The 23181-nt window shown below is 57.8% G+C and carries 5 protein-coding genes; all 5 read right to left on the minus strand.

Annotated features, from left to right (window positions below; translation table 11 throughout):
• Positions 1-206: 206 nt before the first annotated feature.
• The 5 genes from CCHOA_RS09150 to CCHOA_RS09170 all read right to left on the minus strand — a co-directional run bounded on the left by CCHOA_RS09150 (position 207) and on the right by CCHOA_RS09170 (position 22972).
• Complete coding sequence (locus CCHOA_RS09150) at positions 207-11720, minus strand: DUF7507 domain-containing protein (protein WP_123929792.1); 11514 nt, start codon at positions 11718-11720, stop codon at positions 207-209.
• Between the two features lie 539 nt (positions 11721-12259).
• Positions 12260-16267 (minus strand): DNA-directed RNA polymerase subunit beta', encoded by a 4008-nt coding sequence (locus CCHOA_RS09155; RefSeq protein ID WP_123931119.1) that lies wholly within the window; start codon positions 16265-16267, stop codon positions 12260-12262.
• A gap of 349 nt (positions 16268-16616) precedes the next feature.
• Positions 16617-20108, minus strand: a complete 3492-nt coding sequence (gene rpoB, locus CCHOA_RS09160) for a DNA-directed RNA polymerase subunit beta (RefSeq protein ID WP_123929795.1) — start codon at positions 20106-20108, stop codon at positions 16617-16619.
• A gap of 949 nt (positions 20109-21057) precedes the next feature.
• Positions 21058-22020, minus strand: coding sequence for a porin PorA family protein (locus CCHOA_RS09165; RefSeq protein WP_123929798.1), 963 nt, complete (start codon positions 22018-22020; stop codon positions 21058-21060).
• Positions 22021-22261: 241 nt separating this feature from the next.
• On the minus strand, positions 22262-22972 hold the full coding sequence (locus tag CCHOA_RS09170) for a hypothetical protein (protein WP_123929801.1): 711 nt from the start codon (positions 22970-22972) through the stop codon (positions 22262-22264).
• Between the last annotated feature and the right edge of the window lie 209 nt (positions 22973-23181).

The following is a 23181-nucleotide window of genomic DNA, read 5'->3' on the forward strand; positions in this document are numbered from 1 at the left end:
GTGCAGGGGCATTGAGCAGGCGAACCATGATCGAACTGTTGCCGCACCCTGAACTGTTTGCCAATGCCAACAACCCAGGTACCCGTCCGCAGCAGCGAGGCTGCTCCAGCAGTGGGTACCTGGGTTGTGAATTGCACGGTGATAGGTATTGTTCGCCGTGCTGCAAAGCAGGTTTCAAATGCATTGAAACCATGGTGTGTTTGCTGCTACATCTCATTGCCCTTCCTGCGGCGGGCTGCTACCAGCACTAGGCCGATAACCATGAGCAGGACTGCGAGCAAGGACAATGTCCCCACATTTGCACCGGTTTGCGCCAACAGTCCAGAGCGGCGCGGTTCTGGGCGATCAGGACGAGGCTCCGGCTGCTCGACTTCTGCTTCCGGGGTGGGCACAGCAGTCGACACAATCGGTGGCACCGGCACACCAGGTAGCTGTGCCAGCACTGGAAGCATGCCGACAACTGGAACCAACACAACCCACCACGGGCTTTTCGAAGATGAGGCACTGGATACAGGTGGCTCACCTGGTGTGGACGGCTCGAGTGGTTCTGTCGGCTCCGTCGGTTTCGTCGGCTCAGATGGTTCCGGCGACGGATCGACTGGTTTGCCGGTCATCACATACAGCGGATCATTGTCGGACAGTGCATTATGTTGCGAATCGGTAGCGGAAACCGTTCCTGCCACATGATCCGTATTCCCCGGCGCGACGGTGATAGTTAGCGCTGCGGTGACCTGTTGGCCGGGGGCAAGCAGCAATGGCAGATTGTGTTCATCATCGCTGAACACAATTTCGCCGTCGCCGGTGACCCGCAGCATCAGCCCTGGTTTCGCTGCAGCCATCTCCGGTGTTGCCGGGTTGCCGTCGCCGTCGCGCAGGATAAATACTTGCCCGGGTTTCAGGTCTATACCGGCCCCGGTGATGGTCGGCACAATGCCTGAGATACCTGTTTGTCCAGTGTTGGTGATCTGCAGGGTGACGTCCACTGGGGTGTCGGCTGGTATTTGCACCGCAGTGTCGTCGGTTTGGCCGTCACCGTGGCCGTCGGTGTCCGCCGTTGGCTCCCCGATATAGAGCTTCGTGGTAATGCCGGCTGGGGCGGCAGGACGCTGCTTGGTAAAGAAGTCATCCCGAGCAGTGACTGTTTCCCCGGTGCGCGGATCGGCTGCTTCCACTGTGATGGGGGTGTTGTGGCCGATTTGGGCACTGTCGACGCGCAGGTTGCCAGATAGTTCATAGCGTGGCGGAAGTGCGAGAGCCGGCAGGGTTTCCTCCGCGGAGAGGATAATGTTGCCGTCATCGGCTACCCGCAGAACCAGTCCGGTCACCGGGGTTTGCGCAGTGGGGATTGCAGTCACCGGCTGACCGGTGTCGTCAAGAATCGTCAATGCAAGGGTGTCAAAGTTCGCACCGGGCACTTCCACGGTGATTGCCGTGAGGGGGCCTTCGCCGGTGTTCGTCAGCTTGAAGTCGACGGTGAAGTCTTCCCCGGGGGCTAGTTCCACAGCGGTTGCCGGTGTTTGCCCGTCGCCGTCGCTGATTGATCCGTCGAAGATTTTCGCCGTCAGCTGTGGTTTCGGGGCGTTGAGAGCCACAGTGGCTGTGGACTCGATTTTGGTGACTTTCGCATTGCGGTAAGAGCCTTGCACCGTGGCAGTGTTGTGCAGTTGCAAACTGCCATCCTCTGGGAGGCTGGCGATCTCGGAGGCGACACAGGTGGTTGTTGCTCCCACTGGGAGTACTCCTTCGCCGCTCAGCATCGCCGGATCGTCACAGGTGAACTTTCCGCCGCGATCCAAGATTTGATCGTCGCTGATGCGGATCTTCTCTACCGGGGTGGTGCCGATATTGCGCACCGTGATGGTGTAGCGAACGGTCTCCCCGGGGGACACCTGCTGGGTTGCGGCAACCTTTTCGATACTCAGTGCCGGGGTGCCGGTGCTGATGCTGTGCTGCGACTCGTTCGAGATGACAGGTGGCTGTACCACCCCTTCGCGGCCATCTTCGTTCGAGATCGCCCGGCGCGGCACATTGGCCACCACTGTGGCAGTGTTGTCCACCCGACCGGTGGCCACATCGTCATCGGTGACGGTCAGTGGCGCGGATTCACACACCATGGTTGCCCCGACTGCCAGGTCGGTGGCAGGACAAGTGATTGCAATACTGCGCGATGCGAGTAGCGCATCGTTGATCGTTACGTCGGTGACATCCACCGTGCCTTCATTGGTGATCGTGAAGGTATAGACCACCGCATCGCCGGCCAGGTACACCGTTTGCGGGTCTTTGACCTGTTTGACGAGGGAGATCTTCGGCTCACTGGCCACCGGTGCGGTGGCGGTAGCACTGACCGGGGTAGCCTGTTTCGACCCGAAGGTGGCTTCAGCGGTGGCAGTATTGGCAATCGCATCAAACCGGTTCACATCATCTGCACTCACTTTGCGGACAAGCGTGCAGTTCACTGCGTCATTCGGCTGAGCCAGGGTAGCACCTGGGCCGTCCCCGTAGACGGCAGGGTCACTGCAGTGCAGCTGATCTTCACCAACCTCGGCGACCATGGGATCAATGAGTTTCACCGCGGTGGCCGGGGTGGTGCCGGTATTGACGATCTCAATGGTGTAGGTGATCGTGTCACCGGCTACCAGCTGGGTGCCGGGGGCGATATCACTGGTTTTCGTAATCGTGATCGCCGGATAGCCGGTGACGACTTGGGCGGTAGCGCTGGCGGTTGGCCGCTGGTCTACCGGGGTGGTGTCGTCTTGGGCAGGGCTCAGCCCGGTCACTGTGGCGGTGTTGGCGACAGCCTGCCGGGTGACATCGTCCGCGGTGATGGTGTAGCGCAACACCGGGCAGGTGGCCTGCTCCCCCGGCGCGAGACGATCCGGGGTGCAGGAGTGCACCGTATCGTCGATGAGCGGATCGGTCAGGGTGACATCATGGATGGTGACATCACCGGTATTCGTCACCACAAACTGGTAGGCGACTTCATCACCTTCGGCGTAGATCGACTGTTTGTCTTGCACGGTCTTTTCCAGGGTGAGCGCGGCCTTAGTGCTGGGGGTGACCCTAGCGGTCGCTGTCGCCTCTACTGAAACTGGCTGCCCGGTTTCGACGGTGGTTGCAGTGGCAATGCCGTCGCTTTCCGCGGTGACAGTCGCCGTGTTTTCCACTGGTGTTCCAGCATCTACCTCATCTTGGGTGAGCAGTCGGCTTGCCGTACAGGTGATCATTTCACCGACGGCTAGATCCGCGCCGGTTGCCGGATCGGTTGCCGCCGCCGCAGAGCAGGAAAGCTCATCGGCGCTAAACCACGGATCGGTGACGTGTACCTTGTACAGGTCGGTGTTGCCGCTGTTGGTGGCGATGATGGTGTAGGTGACCATGTCGTCAGCGCTCACACCGGTTTGTGGTGTCGCGGTTTTCGTCAGACTGATTGCCGGGGTGCCGACAGTGACCGTGACCTCACTGCTGTCGGTGACTTGTCCTTGCTCGTTGACACCGTCGAGATTTGTGCGATCAGTCGGGGTGGTGGCGGTGACGACTGCCTCGTTGAGCAGTGCACCATGTTCCCGCTCCGCGTCAGCGGCAGTAACCGTATATACCGGGGAGGTGCAGGTGGTGTGCTCCCCGGGGGCGAGCGTGGTGCGCTGGCAAACAATGCCAGCAGCGGCGGCAGCAAACAGCTCATCGGTGATGGCAATATCATGCAAGCTCACCAAGCCGGTGTTGGTGACGGTGAAGGTGTAGACGATCTCGTCACCGGCCACATACTGCTGTTTCGCTGATTCCGGCGCCACTTCCTTGGTGAGGCTAATCCCCGCCTTGGTGGCGTTGTCCACCTTTGCGGTGGCTTGCACCGCAGTGGTGCGGGCAGGATCATCCGTGCCCGGATTATCCACGGCGCGGGTCACTGCAGCAGTGTTGACTGTCTGATTATCCACCCCACCATCAACCTGGGCTTGGGTGATCGTTGTCGACGCGAAACATGTCACTGTGGAACCGGCGGCAATATCGCCGATGGCATCCAATGCGGTGCCACCCGCAGCGGGACGCTTCCCGGCCTGCCGGTCGGCTTCGCTGACATTGGCATAGCAGGCCGCATCAGCTGCATCAGCAAGCAGCGCATCAGTGACCTGCACATCGTGGGCTGTCGCATTGCCGCTGTTGGTCACCACCATCGACCATTCCACCACACTGCCCGCCTGCACCTGTGGATGCTCCAGGTCACCGGTAGCACCAGCAACAATCCGAGCAAATTTCGCAATGCTCATCGCCGGGCTGCCAGCCTGGAAGGAAACCTCGGCCGGCGGTGAAGTGACGACTTCCCCACGAACCGGCTGGCCTTTCGCAGTTGCCGTATTGGTCACCGTGTGCGTGGCTGCGGCGGCAGCAGCATCCGCCGCCGTCACCACATAGTCGGCGCGGCATTGCGCCGACTCACCGGCAGCTAACCCAGGCTTGGTGAGCTGCTTATCACAAGTAATCGTTGTGCCAGCTTCAGCCAGCATTGGATCATCAATGGTGATATCCCGCACCGTAAGCTGACCGGTGTTTTCCACCGTGAACACATAATGCACCACGTCACCTTCGGTGTACACCGGCTGTGCAGCGTCGATGGCTTTCGTCAAGGCAAGTTCCGCGGTTTGCACAAAGTTCACCACCGCAGTCGACCGATCCGTTGCCGTCGCCTGCCGGGTTTCCGCCGCCGAATATGCCTCGTTGACCACGTTCGGGCCGGCATCCACATCCGCCTGCGTCACCATCATGCCGATATAGCAGGTGGCCGACTCCTCCGGGGCAAGCGAAGCACCCGCCGGGGTGAGAATATCTTCATGATCCGGACAGTAAGCACGGCTTGCCGTCGCCTTTTCCGGATCACTATCCATTCGTGCCTCGAGCATCTGATCTTCCAAATACACGCCCGTCACCGGCACTAAACCAGTGTTGGTCACGGTCAACTTGTAAATCACCTGATCCCCTATGGCAAACCCGCCGGTTTTCTCGTTGACCACCGACTTATCCAGGCTGATTTCTGGTTTCGTCACCAGGTGACGCACCTCATTCGAAGAACCAGCTGGTGGCGCCGCAGTAAAGGAGCTAGTTGGCCACTCCGAGCTAAACGTTGCTGTATTCGCAATCGTGGTATCAACATCGGCATCAGTTACTGACATCACCGGGGATTGGCAGGTGTGCACTGCTGCCGGCGCTAAATCAAACGGCGGACAGAACGTCGCCGGATCAATCCCTCGCCCGCTAAGCAGCTCATCGGCCAAGGTGATGTTGTGTAACGTCACTTTGCCGGTGTTGGTGAACTTGAAGTGATAATTAATCTCATCGCCGACAACCAGCGGACCGTCCACGGTGGCAGAGCTGGATTTCTCCAGGGTAAGGCCACCTTCCTGGGTGCCGGTAACCTTTGCGCTTGCCTGCGGCGATTCATACTCAGTTCCGACTGCATCGACACCGACTGCGGTTGCCGTGTTCACATGCTCCACGCCTTGATCAATCGCTGCCTGCGGGAATGCAAAACTCACCAAACATACCGCTTGCGCATCTTCCGGGTTTGCCTGCGAAGCAAGCCAACCAATCGACTGCTCGGTGTCGGTGTCTGCCAGCAGGAAACCGTTGACACCATTGTCATAGTCGACCACATCGTGGCCAAGCCGCGGCACAATCGGGCACACCAGTTTCTTGGCGCCCCACTGCTGCGCGATCGGATCCTTGATTGCAACCTTGTCAATCGGGGCGGAACCAACATTGGTCACCGTCATGCGGAAGGTCACCACATCATCTGGCTGCACATTGTTCAGATCCACCCCTTCGGTAGGCACGACAACCTTCTCCAACTGCAGCTTTGGGCGACCGGTGGGAAGTGTCACCGTGGACGATGCACTGCGTACTGCATTATTCGTTGGGCTTTTCCCAGTTGCCACAGCCGTGTTGACCAGCTGACCAACCTTTTCCGCTACCGCATCAGTGTCGGTTACCGTGTACGTGCCAGTACAGGTCAGCGACTCCTGCGGCTGCAGCACCCGAGTGTCACCGGCACACGTAATACCGTTACCGCCGGGGAATTTTTCATCTTCCACGGCAACATCGTGCACAGTCTGATTCCCGTTGTTGGTGATCACAAAGGTGTATGGCACGGTGTCACCCGGCAGCAGAATCGCTCGTGGCGCAGCCGCGGTTTTCTGCATCTCCAGGCTGGGCGCCGGCGCCGGCGGAGTGACCGTTGCCGCATTATCATCTGTGCGATCTTCCGCTTCAGTGACGGTGACTAGCTGCTCTTTGTCATCGACCAGCTGTTTCGCCTGAGCGGTGACAGACACCGTATTCACCAGCGGGTGCTGGGCATCAATATCATCCTGGGTATAGGTTATTGTCGCCGAACAGATCACCTGTTCGCCGGCCGCCAGACTGATCTTGCCATTACCACCAACAGCTCCCTGGCTGGCCGCATCAACGCAGCGCTGCACTTCCAAATGCTGCGCACCCGCATCCCGCCCGGTGAGCTCATCGGTGATGGTCACCTGCGTCAGGCGCACATCCCCGGTGTTGGTGAGCGTAATCCTAAACGGTATGACCCCACCGTTTTCCAACGAGCCTTGCGTCGTGTGACCAAAGGAATCAGCACCAGTTGCTACTTCCTTTTTCACTTCGATCGCTGGCTGGGATGGGCGGGGCTGCACTGCGGCTTCCGCGGTTGCGCTCTGCAGCAGAGTGGGCACCAGGTCGCCGTTGTCATCACGCCGCATATAGCTGGGCACGGCTGCGGCAACATTGACTTCCTTGGTTTGGTTTTCCAAAAACTCTTTCGAAGCAATGAACTGGCCGCGACAATAGATGACCCCATTCGGTGCCACGGTCGGGATGGTCACCACCGCATCGGTGGCTTTCGTCGCATCCAACCCGTCCTTGTTCTCCGCGCACACCAGGTTGATCACAGTTTCCGCGGCGCTGAACTTGTCACTAATCGCCACATTGTGCAAAGTCACATTGCCGGTGTTGGTGAAGGTGATAAGGAATACTGCCGCATCCCCCACATGCAGATCAGTGGAGTTTTCCAGCTGCTTGTCCAGTGTGAAACTGGGATCAGCAGTGTGCACCGGTATTGCTGCCGACGAGGTTTCCTCTAGTGGGGTTTTGCCGAACATGCCAGTGATTTTCGCCGTATTGTGCAACGGCTCCTGGTTGTCAATATCGGCTTGGGCGACGGTATAGGTGACGGTACAGGAATACTGTTCTCCCACTGCCAAGGTTGTCCCATCAGTGGTCAGCAGTTGCGTGCCGCTGCGCTGTTTCCCGGTCTGATCAGTAATCACACACACCGGGGTGACGTTGCGGCTGCTCGCCCATTCGTCGTGCAGGCGCACCCCGGTTAACGGCACATTGCCGTTATTCGAACCGTTGATGGTGAACTCTGCTTGATCGTTCAGATTTCGCGGGGTGTCTGTTGTTGGCGACTTGGTGATCGTCAGCGAAGGGTTTGTTTGGATGACCGCAAAATCCACATGTGGCACATTTTGCTGTCCGCCAGGTGCTTCCGGCCCGGGGACGGTAAACGTCTTTGTAACAGCAGTAAAAGGATCCTTGTCGTCTACTGCCCCGTCGATCAAACCGGATGCTGCTATCGGCTGGTCAGCGACAGTGGCCGGGGTGAACATGAATGCTTGCTGGAATCGTTCCCGGGCTGCCGGATCATCCTTGACTGTCATCTGCACCTGATAGTTCCCGGGGCGCACCTTCGGGAAACGATATGTGCCATCACTTCCCAGATTGACAATCAGTGGTGAACCTTCGCGGTCGGGCTTTCCCGTGGTTGGATTCACCAGCAGCGGACTGCCATCTGCAGCGAGCAGCTGCACTTGCACATCACCCGGCTGCAAGGTGGTGACTTTCGCGGTCGAGTCATCAAGTTCAGCATCAGCTGCTGCACTGTCTGGCAGCGAAAACAGGGCGCCGCTGATCGCGGAGGCCACGTTGATCGACTGCCGGTCACAGTTGTTGTCGGTGCGACCCGCCGCAATATCGTCGGGAGTTTTTTCCGCACACGAATCCCCCGATGGCACCGACGCCTGCTCCCGGGTGGTGCCGAAGGCAACATTGTGCAGCACCCCTACCGGGTCGCCGGTGACCCGCAGCTTTAAAGTTACTTGTGCCGGTATCCGGGAACCGTCCGGAGCTTGTGGATTGACCACACCCTGATCGTCCATTGGACCTGGGAACCAGGCAACTTTCGCAGTCGGGGTTTGCGGAATGACTCCATCGTCGGCGGCGGCAGCTACTGCCGCATCAGCAACCGGATCGTGATAGTCGGAATACACTTCGCCGACAGTGTTCAACGCCCCAGTTTCATCCGTGCCTGTCATCACTTCGACAAGCTCTAATCCAGGGGGAATAAAGTCACGAATCATCGGCGACTCCAGCATCACTCCGGGTACTTTCCCGGTTACGGTGATCCGGAACAGAACATTATCGCCCACCCCGACAAGATAGCTATCGGAATCGGCGCCGTCGATTGCGTTTTTCGCAGCAGAAAAGGTTCCATCAACATCGGGCAGCAGCAGCGACTTGTTGATTTTGTATTCGGGCACATATTTCACCCGTGCCGCAGCCGGGCTTAACGTGCCCAGATCGGTGTTGGTTTTGCCGTTACTTGCCCGGAAGGCAACCCGGTTGATGGCAATGTCGCTATCGCCGATCCCGTTGCCGGAGACATCATTGGTGGGCATTGTCATCGGCACGGGAATATCGAACAGCCCTGAGATTGGTTCCTCGAACGCAATACGGAAATAGCGGATCTTCGACCAGCCGTCAGCAGTAGCATTCACTTCCTCGGCGGTGAGCCACTCCCCTTCCCGGGCATTAAAGGCGGTGCATTCTTGGGCTTCAGCTGGGAAAGGACCTTGCTTGGCTTCCGCCATCTCCGGGCGGCAAGGGTTACTTGAGGTCGAATAGTGGATTGTTGCCCGCGGTGCGCGCCGTTCCCACTTTTGTAGGTCTTCGTTAAATAGCGACTGCACCGGTATTGCAATCGGCCCGGTGAGAGTTGGCACCAGCGTGTTGTCGTTGACGGCGGTGGATGTCACCTTCCCCGTTTCCTGGTCGTAAATTTTGTGTGTGCCGGCGGTTGCTTCCTGGGTGGCGGCTTTGCTGTTGATCGGCACCCATGACTCTTCGGTCGGCAGCGCATCGTAGAGCACATAGTCGGTGTATGGCACCGAACCGTCAGTCCCCACCCGCAGGAAGAAGGTTGCCTGCTGTGTTGCCCACGACGTGTCGGCCACCCCTTCTTGTGGGGCAAGTGCAGTGGTGCGGGTGTCCCGCGTCGGGTCTTTATCACCCCAGGCATATTTTTCAATCCGCGACTCGGCAAAGTCGAGCACCGTCAACGAACCATCAGCCTGCACCCAGCGTTTGCGTTTCGTATAGGCGCTGCGGGCATCCTCACATGCTTGCGAATCAGGATCTTCAACACAAAGCTGAGTTTGCTGCTGGCAGTTCGCCGGATTGTCGCGGCATGCAGCAACCAGTTCCTGCCAGCCGATGCCATAAGGGTTCGCTTGGAAGGTGGAAGATTTTGCCAGCCCCTGGTTCGGGTTGGCGGTGGTGACCATAATGCGGAATGCCGGGAATTGGGATTCCAAATCGGGATTGCTATATGTTCCACCCAATGCGCCCGTGCTGGTGACCGGAATGGTGAATTGGCAGGGGCGGTTTTCTGACTTGCCTGGCACCACCACATTGTCCGGGGCGGTAAATCGCCACAGTTGCCCACCGGAAGGGGATCCTTCCGCCAACAGTTCCCACTGCAGCAAGCCCGGATTGTAGGCAACCTTGCCCGGCTCCAGTGTCGCCTGATCGTTGCATTCTTGCCAATTTTGATCGGCAAGCACCGACGGATCCAGCGAAAAACCCTTCGGCACACTGATATAGCCCAACGGCGGGAAGGCTTCTTCGCTGAGGTTATACAACGCATAGCGAATATTCGAACTCACCTCAGGTCCGGTGATCGTGGGATTATCTACCACGACGAGCCCTGTTTTCGGATCTGGCAGATTCTCATAAATATTGAGCATCGTGCCAGCCTGCAACTTGGTGTCCGTGCCATCTGCTTCCTTGTAGGTGATGGTCACATCGTTGGCTGCGTCAACATAATCCAGCCGAGTATCATCGTTTTGCACATACAGTTCGTCGGGGATTGTCACCCGGTGATACGACCGCACGGTGAGATATTCATCCGATGGCACGCCCTGGACGACGGCGGTAAAGTGCACCGGTGCAAACCCAAGATCATCCGGGATTTTCAGGGTGGCGTTGCCGGCATTGCTAGTCTCCCCGGCAAGGACAGGCAACTGTTTCGATTGGCTGCGGTCTGCGTTAAAAACCGTAAACGTCACTGTGGGGCGGGAATTCGACTGCATCCACTGCGGCTGCCCATTATCGCTGGCTACCTGCTGAAAGTTGGTCACTGCGTCGACTTGGAACTTCGTCAACGCTAAGTGTTGTTTGTTGTCGCCGCCGGGAACTGTGCATTTATCCGATTGGAAGGCGCGCTCCTTATATTGCAGACACTGCTGAATGCGGGCCTGGTCATCGATGAAAATATCATTCGTGCCGGGGCGCTTCGCCCGAATATAGAACTGGATGTCAGTGTTGTTTTTATTTTGCTGTCCCGTGCCACCTTTGCCGACACTGCCTTGCGCAGTGCGCACAGTGATGTAGCGTTCAACGGGCTGCGCAACCCCGGGTGCGTCACTGGCCAGCTTGGTGCCGTCAAGATTATGCAATGAATCCGGATCAAGCTTCACCGTATTGGTAATGCGTGTTGCATTAGCTACCGTGTCGTTGACTTTGGCGGTGTAGGTAATTTTGGCGACCCGCTCACGGCTGAGCGCCGCATCGACTGATTTATCAATGTCGATGGTGATTTTTCGGGTTTCCGGATCATAGTGAATATAGTCGGCCGACAGCTCCCGGGCTTTGATAACTTTGCTGTACTCTCTTGCATCCACCGCCTGCTCATAGGTAGCAGTCGTGCCCGGGGTGAGATCCTGGTTGACGATGGTGATCTCTTCTAAGCCTGCCGGGATTTCATCAACAATTGTGCCGGTGTAGCCGGTCACCCCCAGCCCATGTTCGCGCACATATTCGATGGTGTACACCACCCGCTGGCCGGGTACGGGGATCTGATTCGACACACCCTTTTTCAGCGACGTTTTGGGTTTCCCGGTAATCGCGGTGTGGATCGTGCCTTGGGTAGTGTTCCCGTTTAACGTGGCAGTCCACGGAATATCCGCTTTAGCGGCGAAACCTGGATGGTCGACGGTTTCCCACGCCGCTGAGGCGGTGACCAGCCCATCGGTACCAGACTTGGTATAGACCAGCACCGGATGGTCACTGTCGGCATTTTCCACGGTGAAGCCGCTACTAACCAGTGGTTTACCCCCAACACCTTCGGGTCGCTGCAATTGAATTCGTAAGCCTTGACAGCTCACCGAACAGTTCAGGTTAAAAGTCACCGCCAGTTGGGATCCAAGTTCGGCAGTGGCGTCGCCGGTGGTGATCTTCACCCCGTCAATATCGGCATGAGCCACCGGCGGCTCGGCGACTATTTGAATGCCGGCGACTGCAAGCACCAAACTACAGAGCAGGGCGAGCAGGCGCCGCCCGGCGAATGCCGGGGGCGATTGCAATGGTTGCGAAGACCGGGTGAGGGGAAACATACCAGGTTGGCTTTCTAACAAACAGGGTTATGGAAATGGAAAACCTGTGTGTACATATCACCTATTTCGCAGTGCCACCAAGATGACCGCAATATCCCCTGCTTACCTTGGGAAATATTGGAATGTGGTGCGGCGAATGTACACACAGTGCTTCAGCTGTGATTCACCCCTGACATTACGCCGCACACGGGTTTTTCTCAGGTGTTTTAAATCATTTGCAACCCCTGGCAGGTGAGGTACAAATCGTTATACCCCTTTAGTTTCTATGCTGTATTTGTTTCCTTCCACCATTCCATACTGTGAAACTATTAGTGCGAATCGGCAAACTTATCGCCGGTGATATTGGTGGTGGGTGATAGCGCCCGCCACCCTGGTGGTGCAGGACATAAAAAACCACCCGGGGCGGCACGTCGAATAGTGTTCGACCTGCCGCCCCGGGTGGGATGTGATGCAGTTATTGGTTATTGCCAGCAATCGCACCGTCCGCGGTGGAGGTGCAATGCCCCCACCGCGGGCGAATGATGCGGTGTGTGGCTGTGCTAGCTGTAGTCATCCAACGGCACCGCAGCCCCGGTGAAGTCGTGGGTGAAATCATCACCGTAGACCGAGTCACCGAACGATGGCACCGTGTAGGAGGCGTTGCGGGCACGCTCGGTGGGCTTGACCATAATGTTGCGATACTGGGAGATACCAGTACCGGCTGGGATCAGCTTACCGATGATGACGTTTTCCTTCAGACCAATGAGCTGATCCGAGCGGCGGTTAATCGCCGCATCGGTAAGCACGCGGGTGGTCTCCTGGAAGGAGGCCGCCGACAGCCACGACTCGGTTGCCAGCGATGCCTTGGTGATACCCATGATCTCGCTGCGAAGCTCGGCGATCTCCAAACCAGCCTTGCGGGCTTCCGCATTGGCCTGCTTAGCGACAGCCAAATCGACCAACGTGCCCGGCAGGAACTCGGTGGAACCGGATTCGATGACGGTACCGCGCCGCAGCATCTGGCGGATAATGATTTCGATGTGCTTGTCGTGAATCGCCACACCCTGTGCCCGGTACACGGCCTGCACTTCGTCGATGAGGTGCTGTTCCACACCGCGACGGCCTTGAATTTCCAGCACGTCATGCGGATCAGCAGGGCCGCGCAGCAGCCGTTCACCAAGTTCCACATGGTCGCCGTCTTGCAGATGCCGTTCGATCATGGCCTCCGGGTTGGATTCCATCGGCACCCGTTTCATCGCCAGACCCTGCCGCTTCGACAGCTTCTCGTAGACAACATCGTCGCCACCATCATCAGGGGTGATAGTCAGCGTCCAGAAGTTGCCTTCATCTTCCAGCTTCACCGTGCCCGGAACAGAGGCGATCGGTGCCTTGTTCTTCGGCACACGAGCTTCGAAGAGTTCCTGCACACGCGGCAGACCACCGGTAATGTCACCACCGACACCACCCTGGTGGAAGGTACGCATGGTCAGCTGGGTACCCGGCTCACCAATGGACTGGGCGGCCACAATACCGACAGCTTCGCCGATATCAACCTGCTTACCGGTTGCCATGGAGCGGCCGTAGCACTTCGCGCACACACCCGTAGCAGTCTGACAGGTGAGCACACTGCGCAGCTTCACCGTCTCCGCACCGGCCTTGACCAGCACATCGACTTCTTCTTCACCCAGCTCGGTACCAGCGGCAAGCACCACTTCACCGTCGCTGTTGGTGTAGTCAACTGCCAGCACCCGACCATGCACTGAGGTTTCAATAAGGTCGTGGCGACGGTAGCCGACGGTGACCCCGCTGGCATCTTGTACCGGTACCGCGACTGGCACCTTGACACCCTGGCGGGTTTCGCAGTCCTCCTCGCGGACAATAACATCCTGCGCGACGTCGACCAGACGACGGGTGAGGTAACCCGAGTCGGCGGTACGCAGCGCCGTATCGGCCAGACCCTTACGGGAACCGTGCGAGTTGTTGAAGTACTCGAGCACCGACAGGCCTTCCCGGAAGGAGGTCTTAATCGGGCGGGTGATGTAGTCACCCTTCGAGTTCACAACCATGCCCTTCATACCGGCCAGCGTCCAGATCTGACGCATGTTACCGGCCGCACCAGACTTCACGATCATCGGAATCGGGTTGTCATCCGGATACAGGTCTTCCACAGCCTTACCGACCTTGTCGGTGGCGTTCTTCCACAGTTCCACCAGACGGTCGTAGCGCTCCTGCTTGGTGAGCTTGCCCTCCTGGTAGTACTTGCGTTCAATCGCCCGGGCTTCCGCCTCATACTCGTCCAAGATCTCCGACTTGTTCGGCAGCACGAGCACGTCCGACATAGAGATCGTCACACCGGAACGGGTTGCCCAATAGAAGCCGGCATCCTTCATCTTGTCCATGGTTTGTGCCACGGTGATCATCGGATAGCGGGCAGCGAGATCGTTAATGACATCGCCGAGCATGATCTTGTCGGTGCCACCGCCCTTACGGACCATCACACCTTCCAGATATGGATAGTTCCACGGCAGCAGATCATTAAACATGATCCGACCCAAGGTGGTCGACGCCAGCCAGGTTTGGCCGCGCTGCCAGCCATGCTCAAACAGCTCTGCCTCGATCTCTGCAGGTGGGCGCAGATGCGAGATCCGCACCTTAATCGGGGCTTGCAAACCAAGCACACCCCGGTCATAGGCCATGATTGCCTCAGCAACAGACGAGTACACGCCTTGGGCAGGGGCGGTGTCGGTTGCCGGCTGGTAGGCACCCTGGCCACCAACCTCATCAGGCTGCTTTTCCAAGGTGAGGAAGTACAACCCAGTGACCATGTCCAGACGTGGCATCGCCAGCGGCTTACCGGAAGCAGGCGACAGAATATTATTCGAAGCCAGCATCAAAATACGGGCTTCAGCCTGCGCTTCGGCGCTAAGCGGCAGGTGGACTGCCATCTGGTCACCGTCGAAGTCGGCGTTGAACGCTTCGCAGGCCAGCGGGTGCAGCTGGATCGCTTTACCTTCCACCAGCACCGGCTCGAAAGCCTGAATACCCAGGCGGTGCAGGGTAGGTGCACGGTTGAGCATCACCGGATGCTGGGAGATCACTTCTTCCAGCACCGACCACACCTCAGGATGGTGACGTTCCACCATCCGCTTGGCGGACTTAATATTCTGTGCAGCAGCTTTTTGCACCAAGCCCTTCATCACGAAAGGCTTGAACAGCTCGAGGGCCATCAGCTTCGGCAAACCACATTCGTGCAGCCGCAGCTGCGGGCCGACAATAATCACCGAACGGCCAGAATAGTCGACACGCTTACCGAGCAGGTTCTGACGGAAACGACCCTGCTTACCCTTGAGCAGATCCGACAGCGACTTCAGGCTGCGGTTACCAGGACCGGTCACCGGACGGCCACGACGACCATTGTCAAACAGCGCGTCCACTGCTTCCTGCAGCATGCGCTTTTCGTTATTAACAATGATCTCCGGGGCGCCGAGATCAATCATCCGCTTGAGACGGTTATTGCGGTTGATAACGCGACGATACAGATCGTTCAAGTCCGAGGTCGCAAAACGACCACCGTCAAGCTGCACCATCGGACGCAGCTCTGGCGGGATCACCGGAATACAATCCAGCACCATAGCTTCAGGCTGGTTTTCCGACCGCTGGAATGCAGCCACCACCTTCAGCCGCTTCAGGGCACGGGTTTTCCGCTGCCCGGCACGACCTTCCCGGATGACCCGGCGCAGCTCTTCCGCTTCCGCATCGAGGTCAAAGTTCTTAATGAGCGTCTGGATTGCTTCCGCACCCATACCGCCGGTGAAATAATCCTCGTAGCGGTCAATAAGCTCAGCGTAGATCGTCTCATCGGGGATCATCTGCTTCGGTGCCAGGTTGACGAAGGTGTTCCACACCTCGTCCAGACGGTCAATCTCCCGACCGGCACGCTCCCGAATATGCTGCATTTCTTTCTCGGCAGCATTTTGCACCTTGCGGCGGGCGTCAGCTTTCGCCCCGGCGGCCTCCAACTCGGCTAAATCCTGCTCGAGTTTCTGGGCACGCTCGGCGATCTGGTTTTCCGCCTCAGCCTCCACATCCTTCTTCTCCAGCAGCATTTCTGCTTCCAGAGTCGTCAGATCATTGTGGCGGGCTTCCTCGTCAACACTGGTAATAATGTTCGCCGAGAAGTAGATGATCCGGTCAAGATCCTTCGGAGCCAAATCCAGCAGATACCCCAACCGGGAGGGCACACCCTTGAAGTACCAGATATGGGTTACCGGGGCGGCAAGCTCAATATGGCCCATCCGCTCACGGCGCACCTTCGACTTGGTGACTTCCACACCACAGCGTTCACAAATAATGCCCTTATAGCGCACCCGCTTGTAGCGGCCACAGGCACATTCCCAGTCGCGGGTAGGACCGAAGATCCGTTCACAGAACAGACCGTCCTTTTCCGGCTTCAAAGTACGGTAGTTGATGGTCTCCGGCTTTTTCACTTCGCCTTTCGACCAGCGGCGAATATCGTCCGCGGTGGCCAGGCCAATCCGGAGTGCGTCGAAGAAGTTGACGTCGAGCACAGTAGTGTACATTCCCTTCCCCCGTGTTCACTGCGCTGCCGCATAGTGTGCGCAAACACATTGTTGCGGCAGCATCCGTGATACGGGAGTATCGGTGCTTCCACCCAGCGAACTGTTACCTATGCACGGGAGAGATTCTCTCGTGCTGGCAGCTGTGCTGGGGAAAGCATCATTTCTTAAAACCGAAGGTTTTTCAGCAATATTGAAAACAACTTGAGGTTGAAACAGCGACAAATATCGCCTGGTGTTCGCTTGCCCGCCACCCGGGAGTGGTGTCCTCGAACCGAGGGAGTGTTCCGCCTTGCGTTGCAAGGACACCGATCCCTGTTAAGGGGCAGCAGCCACAGTGTTAAGCGATATCTGTGTCAGCGCGCTCATCGCGGGAAAGGTTAATCCCCATCGACGCGCCCTGATCGTAGTCATCTTCATCCGTGCCCAACTCCATTGGCGTGCCGTCAGCTGAAAGCACTTCCACGTTGAGACACAGCGACTGCAATTCTTTCAGCAGCACCTTAAACGATTCCGGAATACCCGGATCCGGGATGTTTTCACCCTTGACGATCGCCTCATAGACCTTCACACGACCAACCACGTCGTCGGACTTGATGGTGAGCAGCTCCTGCAGGGTGTAGGCAGCGCCATAAGCCTGCATTGCCCACACCTCCATCTCGCCGAAACGCTGGCCACCGAACTGGGCTTTACCACCAAGCGGCTGCTGGGTGATCATCGAGTACGGACCAGTTGAACGGGCGTGAATCTTCTCATCGACCAGGTGGTGCAGCTTCAGGATGTACATGTAGCCAACCGACACCGGGAAGGGGAACGGCTCGCCGGAACGACCATCCATCAACGTGGCTTTACCGTCAGCGTTGACCATGACATCGCCGTCCCGGTTCGGCAGCGAATTCGCCAACAGGCCAGCCAGCTCTTCATTGGAGGCACCGTCGAACACCGGGGTGGCGGTCAGCGAACCGGCCGGCACATCGTAGAGCTCTTCGGGGAGGGTTTCGATCAGCTTGGCGTTTTCCGCCACAGCCGGATCGACATGCCAACCAGCCGCAGCCAGCCAGCCCAAGTGAGTCTCCAACACCTGGCCGATATTCATACGACGCGGCACACCGTGGGTGTTCAAAATAATGTCCACCGGAGTACCGTCCGGCAGGAACGGCATATCTTCCTGCGGCAGGATCTTACCGACCACACCCTTGTTACCGTGGCGGCCAGCGAGCTTGTCACCGTCTTGGATCTTGCGCTTCTGCGCCACATAGACCCGGATCATCTCGTTGACGCCAGCTGGCAGATCATCCTCGTCGCGGGTAAAGCGACGCACCCCGATCACCTTGCCGGTTTCACCGTGCGGCACCTTCATCGAGGTGTCACGCACTTCGCGGGACTTCTCGCCGAAAATTGCGCGCAGCAGACGCTCTTCTGGGGTGAGCTCTGTTTCACCCTTCGGGGTGACCTTACCGACGAGAATATCGCCGTCACGCACATCCGCGCCGATACGCACAATACCGCGCTCGTCGAGGTCTTTGAGCACCTCTTCGGAAACGTTCGGGATCTCCCGGGTGATCTCTTCAGCACCAAGCTTCGTATCGCGAGCATCGATTTCGTGCTCTTCGATATGAATCGAGGTCAAAATATCTTCTTCGACCAGCCGCTGGTTGAGGATAATAGCGTCCTCATAGTTGTGGCCTTCCCATGGCATAAACGCCACGAGCAGGTTGCGACCCAGCGCCATTTCGCCGTCTTTCGTACCCGGACCATCCGCGATGACCTGGCCGGCCTCAACCCGCTGCCCGATCTCCACCAGCGGAACCTGGTTGTAGCAGGTGCCCTGGTTGGTACGTTCAAACTTGCGCAGCTGATAGGTTTCCCGCTTGCCCTCATCACCCATGATGGTGATCTTGTCAGCGGAAACATCCTCCACCGCACCGGCAAACTTCGAGATAATCATGTCGCCGGCATCATAGGCGGCACGCAACTCCATACCGGTACCCACATAGGGCGACTCGGAGCGCACCAGCGGCACAGCCTGCTTCTGCATATTCGCACCCATGAGGGCACGGTTCGCGTCGTCGTGCTCGAGGAACGGAATCATCGCGGTACCCACCGACACCATCTGGCGCGGAGAGATATCCATATAGTCGATGCGGGAGGCGTCAACCACCTCAATGTTGCCGCCCTTCATCCGGACAACAACCCGATCCTCGGTGATGTGACCATCCTTGTCGTACGGCGTATTCGCCTGTGCAACAATGTGCCGATCTTCCTCGTCAGCAGTGAGATAGTCAATCTGGTCAGTGAGCTGACGATTCTCCACGCGACGATACGGCGTTTCAATGAACCCGAAGGCATTGACCCGAGCATAGCTCGACAGCGAACCGATCAGACCAATGTTTGGCCCTTCTGGGGTTTCAATCGGGCACATACGGCCATAGTGCGACGGGTGCACGTCACGCACCTCAATACCGGCACGTTCACGAGACAAACCACCAGGACCCAGCGCGGAAAGACGACGCTTGTGGGTCAACCCCGACAGGGAGTTGTTTTGATCCATAAACTGCGACAGCTGCGACGTACCAAAGAATTCACGGATAGCCGCCGACACCGGACGCACGTTGATCAAGGAGGTAGGAGTGATCGACTCAGCATCCTGGGTGGTCATCCGCTCGCGAACAACCCGCTCCATACGGGACAGACCGACTCGCACCTGGTTTTGAATCAACTCACCAACCGTGCGCAGACGACGATTACCAAAGTGGTCAATATCGTCGGTTTCCACCGGAATGGTCACCCCTGCAGGCGAAACCATCTCGGTTTCACCATCGTGCAGACGCACCAAATATTCAATAGTGGTAGCGATATCTTCCTCAGTGAGGGTCATCAAACCGTCATGATCGCCCCCCAAGCCCAGCTTGCGGTTGATCTTATAGCGGCCAACCTTCGCCAAGTCATAACGCTTGGCTTTAAAGAAGGAGTTATCCAGCAGCGACTGTGCCAGATCACGGGTCGGCTGCTCACCTGGGCGCTGCTTGCGGTAAATCTCCAGCAACGCCTCATCGGTGTTGGCAACCCCGTCATCTTCCAGGGTCGACATCAAAATTGGGGAGAACCCGAAGCGTTCCTTAATCTGCTCGGTCGTCCAACCCAACGCCTTGAGCAGCACCGTCACCGGCTGGCGACGTTTCCGGTCGATACGCACACCGACGGTGTCGCGGCGGTCGATATCGAATTCCAGCCAAGCACCACGCGACGGAATCACCTTCACCGCGTGCAGCGGACGCTCGGTCGCCTTATCGATCGTCTCATCGAAATACACACCCGGGGAACGCACCAACTGGGAGACAACGACACGCTCGGTGCCGTTGACAATGAAGGTGCCCTTGTCCGTCATCATCGGGAAATCACCGATGAAGACCGTCTGGGATTTGATCTCTTGGGTCTCGTTGTTAATAAACTCGGCGGTCACATACAGCGGTGCCGAGTAGTTAATGTCTTTATCTTTACATTCGTCAATCGAGTATTTGACGTCCTCGAACCGCGGCTCAGACAGCGTGAGCTGCATGTTATTGGAATAGTCTTGGATCGGCGAAAGCTCATCCAAGATATCTTCCAAACCGCTGGTAATGCGGGCGTCGTCGCCTTTTTCAGCGCGCTGCTTCTCACGCCACTCCGGCGTGCCGATCAGCCAGGCGAATGATTCTAATTGGAGATCAAGCAGCCCCGGAACCTCAATCGGCTCGGTAATCTTTGCAAAAGAGTACCGATGCGGAGCTCCGGGGATGTCGTGCTTTGACTTGGTCTGGCGGGAGACTGCCAAGATGCGTCCTTCCAGCACCTCAGGCGGCGCGAAGGTTCCCTGCCAATCACACTAATGAGGTTACCGGCGACAACATCGTGTCATCGAAGGAAACTAGCGAGTGCGACCTGCAACGAACCACCGAACAACCGCTGCGAGTGATTAGTGGTCTACATACTGCTGCGCATCCCGTTGGTAAGGCTTGCAGATCTCTACAAACACTCGCCCCACTGCAAGTAGTATCACTTCGCCAGCGTACTGGTTGCCACCTCATGCAATATTGGCTTGGCAACAATGCCAAGAAGGTGGGTGTCTAAAACGAAGTGAAACATCATGCTCACTTCAACCGACACCGCACACAAACCACCCGCATACAACAACCGTCATGGTCGACTAGAGTCTTACAAAAATGGCTATTGCCTGCGGGTTTTTATCACATTACGGGGCAATCAACAACTTTGGCCTTCAGCAGGGCGCACCGGGATTACAGCGCAAACTAGCAGCATATAGCCCCTGCACCTGCCAGTCAAATACTTAAACCCTGTTGCCCCCGCACGGGTTAGCGTCCTGCACGTTGCGGCGAGTATCTGCTGGGTACCTGCACAGGCGACGACGCTGTAATCCCTCACGCATCCCTTGTGCTGTGTGCCTAGCTTCCTTGTGCTGTGTGCATAGCGAACATCCCCGATACACGGCCAACTCCTGATTGCTCACCGATGCAAGCGACACCGCGTTGCGGCATACAGACTATCGTGCGCTTGCCTGAAGCAACCCTACCGTATGGATGCTGCCCGGCGGTGACAACCCACGCCCGTTAAATTACACATCGGTTATTCCCCCGTCCACTTCCCCGCCGCCACCCAGCAGGCACCAGCTGCCGTTTCCACCCTGACCAGGACAGAGAAACTTGCAGCTCAACTGCAAAAAGCGGCTAATAATTCAGGGCTGTGCCGGGTGGCCGGGCGCTGGGCAGGTTCGCGGCCTCACATTAGTGCAAGTTGCGCGTCGCTTGTTTCCGCCCAAACAATCCAAACACCCCGATTAGTCCTAGAATCACGGCAAGCGCACCGCCGGCAGCCAGCAGAATACGGATAGCCAGCAACCCCGCCCCGGTGGGGAGGGTTGCGGCGAAGTCGAGCAGCTCCTGCTGTGACTGGTCACTATTGATCCCGTCGAAGCGCAGCGTCGGGAAACGTTCCTCGCCGTCCACGGTCACATAGGACAGCTGTACCTGCTCCCGCTGGGCGATAATGATGCCGGTTCGATGATCCACGTGCAGCTCCCGCTTCGCCGCATAGTGCTTCAGCACGGGACGAGTCACCCCCGCTGCGGTGGTAACCTGCCCAGTGTTGGTGGGGGAAGCGTAAAACTCGCCCACAATCGAATCAGGGATCGTCTGCGTCCACACATCAATATCTCGCCCGTCGCGGGTAAAGGCATCGGTGCGATTCATCGGGAAGGTGGCACGCAGCGTCGGATCCACATATTGCACTGTGGTTTGTTCAATATCGGCTGGGAATTTGATCGTCAACCCGTGCAATTCCACTTTGGCCGGTGGCATTCCCGGCAGCGAACTGACCACTGTCGGGGAGATCTGCAGGCCAGTGATCCGATTGATGCGATACCCCCAAATGCTGGCATCGATAAGCCCTGCCGGGTCGCCATCGTCAGCCACCCACGCATAGCCGATCCGAACACCGGCCTGATCGGCGGCGAAAGGATCAGCAATAGTGAGATGCCGCTGCATCGTGACCGGTTTGGTGACAAGCTCCTCACCTGCTGCCGACGCTACTTCCGCGGCAGGATCCACAATCGCTAACGTTGCGATCTCTTGCGCCGCCGGCAGCCGGGCGTCCCGGTGTACAAATGCGCCACCTAGGACAGCTGCCGTAATCATGGCAATGCCCAGGCCGAGAACAAACACCGATACCAGTCGGGATTTAGGAAGCATGCGCCATAGTCTACCGGGCAAGGAACCTCTGGGACGATTAGGCAAGCGATCACCGCTTCAGCGAAGGCACCACCATGTACTAGCCCGCATACCGCGCCCGCCGACCGCTGAGGGGGTTGCCCATGCACACCGGATACCAACAGCCATTGCGAAGATGCAGCAATCAAGTCTCGCGACGGTAACGTGGGCAATATGGGGATGCAGCAATGAAGTCTTAAACAGTGTTCGCCAGGTCAGTGGGCTACTGGCGGGCAAGATAGGGAACAAAGCCGGGCACTGCCCGAGTGGGAAACACCATCGGGGTTGCCCGCACTGCTTCCTCCACAGCTTGCACCGACATTGTGGAAGGACCAAGCAGTTGCTGCCAGGCGGAAACATGGTGGGCTAGTCGTGGTGCACGATCAGCAGCCGGCAGTTGCCCAACCCGCAGACAGGCCTCGAGGAGCACCGCCGCCTTATCGTGACGACTATCGTCTGGATGGTCAGCTAAAAAAGCCTCAATATCGCTGCCTAACGCCTCCGCCACCTGACGTATAGCTTGTTCATCGCCGCGCTCAAGATCAGCGATCCCCGTCAAATAGTGGGCGAAGGCCTCCGCTGCGATGCGCGGCGGTACCCCTTCCACATGGCGACTAAACCGTTTGGTGGGGCGAATATGATCTAACGCCGCACGGCGCGCAGCCAAATCTTCAGGCGCAAACACTGCCGTTGCGAGCGTTTCCACCTGCCGGTCGATCGTAGCTAATAATGCTGGGCTGGCGACTTCTGCTGTGTCGTGCCGGGATTCCGTCCAGTTGAGTTTGCCCTGTTCCACCCAAATGAGGAAGGTTAACGCCACCAAAATCACCCCAAGGAGCGCACCAACCGACCACAGCACTGGCGCCAACGGATCAGGTGGCATCTCGGCGGCAGCTACCGTGAACGTCACCGGTGGGCACAGGGTTGCAAGCACAACAGCCTCAATTCTTCTACGGCGAGGAAAACTTCGAGAAAACAGCTACCACCATCATGACTGAAGGGAAAGCAAAAATCACAGTTTGCTCCCCACCCCCACCGGACGAAGTTCCAACTAACGCGCCGAGCTTCATCCCGACCGTCGCCCAATCTGACGCACCGTCCGCATACAAACCAATGGTAGCCACCCACCGGGCAGTACTACTG

This window comes from Corynebacterium choanae, assembly GCF_003813965.1.
GTDB lineage: Bacteria > Actinomycetota > Actinomycetes > Mycobacteriales > Mycobacteriaceae > Corynebacterium > Corynebacterium choanae.